The sequence below is a fragment of the Shimia sp. genome (assembly GCF_041624275.1).
Lineage (GTDB): Bacteria > Pseudomonadota > Alphaproteobacteria > Rhodobacterales > Rhodobacteraceae > Shimia.
This window is the reverse complement of sequence record NZ_JBFJVE010000259.1, coordinates 1-3201: the sequence shown is the minus strand read 5'-3', so window position 1 is coordinate 3201 and position 3201 is coordinate 1. Positions and strand designations below refer to the sequence as shown.

Sequence of the window (3201 nt, the reverse complement as noted above, 5' to 3'; positions counted from 1 at the left end):
GGCTGCGCCGCCAGATGCTGCTTCAGGGCGCGACCCCGCGCGCCAGCGCCGCCGAACGCATCGTGCGCCGTTTCTGCGACCTTCTGGCCGAGGGCTATCGCTCGGGCCGGCCGATGCTGGATTACGCCGAGATGCTCGACATCACGCCGACCCACCTGACCCGGGTCTGCCGCCAATGCGCCGGGCTGACCGCGGCCGAGATGCTCGGACAGGTGGTGCAGCACGAGGCGCGCCAGATGCTGATCCGCACCACGCTGCCGATCAACGAGATCGCCGACTTCCTCGGCTTTGGCAGCGCCGCCTATTTCACCCGTTTCAGCCAGCAGCATTTCGGCGCCGCCCCCAGCCAGATTCGGCGGGCCGCCAACCCCGAGGGCTGATCGCCCTCCCTGCCCAATGCGCCGGGCAAGACGGGAGGAAACCGCCACAATCCGCCATCACGGCCGTTTTTCGACGCCACAGATGTCGCTTTTGTGCCAACAAGTGACGATCGAGAACATTGACGTCGCGACATATCTGGTGCCGAATACCCTTCACAACTTTGCCAGAGCCGAAAGAAACCGGCCCGAGCAACAATAAGATCGGAGAACCGCCCGCAAATGACGGCGCAGGTTTTCCGGATGGGGGAGATAGATGCCAGCTGCTGCCAGCTACCTGACCTGTGGTGCCGTCGCTCCGGCGACCGGCGCCCCCGTGCCCTTGCCGGCACCCGTCCGGCCAGGCAGGCCGATGTCCCCCCGCTGACGACGCATTCACGCCGCCTTGTCCGCATCGCGGCATTCGCACTTGAGCGGGAATACCCCGCCGGGATCCACGAAACAGACCAACAGGGAATCTCATGGGACTGTTTATTCTTAGACGGGTCGCAATGATGATCTTCACGGCACTCTGCCTGACGTTCATCGTGTTTTTCATGACCAATCTCTATCCCAACCTCGAGAAACTGGCCAAATCCCAGGGCAACTTCCGGATGTCGGACGAAGCCGTGGCCTCCTATCTCGGGGATCGCGGATATCTGCAATCCTCACCGATCAAATATGCCCAGTGGCTGGGGCTGATGCCCGGCTATCGCACCGTCAAGGAAGACGGCTCGCTGGTCGGCAAATGCGTCCGCCCCGGCGTCACGCCCGAGGACACGCCGCGGTTCTGCGGCATCCTGCAGGGCGACTGGGGCTTTTCGACCGTGGCCAAGGCACCGGTGGCCAGCGTGCTGGGATCGCGGCTGGCCAATACCGGCAAGCTGATGTTCTGGGTGATGGTGGTGATGGTGCCCTCGGCGCTGATCATCGGGGTGCTGGCCGGGATGCGCGAGGGCAGCCGCACCGACCGCTCGTTCTCGACCATCTCGATCCTGTCGACGGCGACACCGGAATATGTCTCGGGGGTGATCTTCATCGCGCTCTTGGCCTCGACCCGGCAGGGGCTGGGGCCGATCCTGCACGACTGGGGGCTGATCGAGGGCAAGGCGCTGTTCAAGGGCACCGCCAAGACCGCGATGGACGACGCCAACCTGGCGAACTTCACCCTGCCGGTCCTGACCATCGCGCTTTACGGCATGGGCTATATCGCCCGCATGACCCGCGCCTCGATGGCCGAGGTGATGACGGCGCAATATATCCGCACCGCGCGGCTCAAAGGGGTGAGCTTTGGCAATGTCGTGCTGAAACACGCCCTGCGCAACGCCCTGATCGCGCCTTTCACGGTGATCATGCTGCAGTTTCCCTGGCTGCTGAACGGCGTGGTCATCGTCGAGACCCTGTTCTCCTATTCCGGCTTCGGCTGGCAACTGGTGAACGCGGCCGGCAACAACGATATCGAGATGCTGCTGGCGGTCTCGGTGGTTTCGGTTTTCGTGGTGCTGGTGACACAGCTGATATCCGATATCGGCTATGTCTATCTCAACCCGCGCATTCGCATTTCATAGGAAGGAGCCAGACCCATGGACCCATTGACCTGGCCCCAGATTCTTCTGCGTGTGCTGTTCCAGTTTTCGCCGGTGTGGATTGCGCTTTTCGTGACCTTCACGCTTTCCATCGTCTACAAGCGCCGCCTCGGGCTCTATGGCAAGCTGTTCGACAGCACCATCGGCATGGTCGGCTTCTTCCTGGTGATGTTCTGGGTCTACACGGCGCTTTTCGTCGGCCTGTTCGACATGATCGCCACCCATGACCCGCTGAGCCAGCTTTCGGGGATGAAGAACAAACTGCCCGGCACCCCGGTGCGCGGCGCGGATGCCGCCGAATGCGCCGCCTCGTGCTGGTATCTTCTGGGCGGCGACAACCTGGCGCGCGACGTCTTCAGCCGCATGGTGCACGGCAGCGTGATCGTCATCGTCATCGCCCCCTTCGCGACGCTCTTTGCCTTCATGGTCGGCATCACGCTGGGGCTGCCGGCGGGCTATTTCGGCAGGCGGCTGGACACGGTGCTGTCCTTCTTTGCCAACCTGATCCTCGCCTTCCCGGTGATCCTGCTGTTCTATCTGCTGGTGACACCCGAGATCGTCGCCACCGGCATTCCGAACTACATGGCGATGGTGCTTTTCGTGTTCCCGATCGTCTTTGTCGCGGTGCTGCTGAACTCGCGCTATTACACCCGGCCCAAGCTGCGCAATCCGCTGCTGGCGGTGGTGCTGGTGGTGATGGTCTGGTTCTATCTCTCGGGGATTTCCGCCCCGGGCACGGTGATCAACGTGCTGCCGAGCTTCCTTGACCTGTTCAACATCAACAGCGGCATCCTGGTGGTTTTCGTCTCGGTGGTCTTCGTCAATTCGCCGACCGTGTTCCGCATCGTGCGCGGCCTGGCGCTGGACATCCAGACCCGCGACTATGTCGCCGCCGCCCAGACCCGCGGCGAGGGCCCGTGGTACATCATGCTGTGGGAGATCCTGCCCAACGCCCGTGGGCCGCTGATCGTCGATTTCTGCCTGCGCATCGGCTATACCACGATCCTTCTCGGCACCCTCGGCTTCTTCGGCCTCGGCCTGCCGCCGGAGAGCCCGGACTGGGGCACCACGATCAATGACGGGCGCAAGCTGCTGGCGATCTATGCCCACCCGGCGCTGGTGCCCGCCTTCTCGCTGCTGAGCCTGGTGCTGGGGCTCAACCTCTTGGCGGACGGGCTGCGCGAGGAAAGCCTGCGCGACTGACGCCTCACCCGAGGGGAGGGGGGGGGGGGGGGGGGGGGGGGGGGGGGGGGGGGGGG

General features: G+C 63.9%; 3 protein-coding genes. All 3 read left to right on the top strand.

The features are described 5' to 3' along the window. Nucleotides 1–380 (top strand): helix-turn-helix domain-containing protein (locus ABZD10_RS14695; RefSeq protein ID WP_372887636.1); only part of this gene is annotated, 380 nt, incomplete at its 5' end. Nucleotides 381–838: 458 nt separating this feature from the next. Then, a complete protein-coding gene (locus ABZD10_RS14690) occupies nt 839–1924 on the top strand; it encodes an ABC transporter permease (RefSeq protein ID WP_372887634.1) in 1086 nt (361 codons plus the stop codon). Nucleotides 1925–1939: 15 nt separating this feature from the next. After that, nucleotides 1940–3145, top strand: coding sequence for an ABC transporter permease (locus tag ABZD10_RS14685; protein WP_372887632.1), 1206 nt, complete (start codon nt 1940–1942; stop codon nt 3143–3145). Nucleotides 3146–3201: the final 56 nt, after the last annotated feature.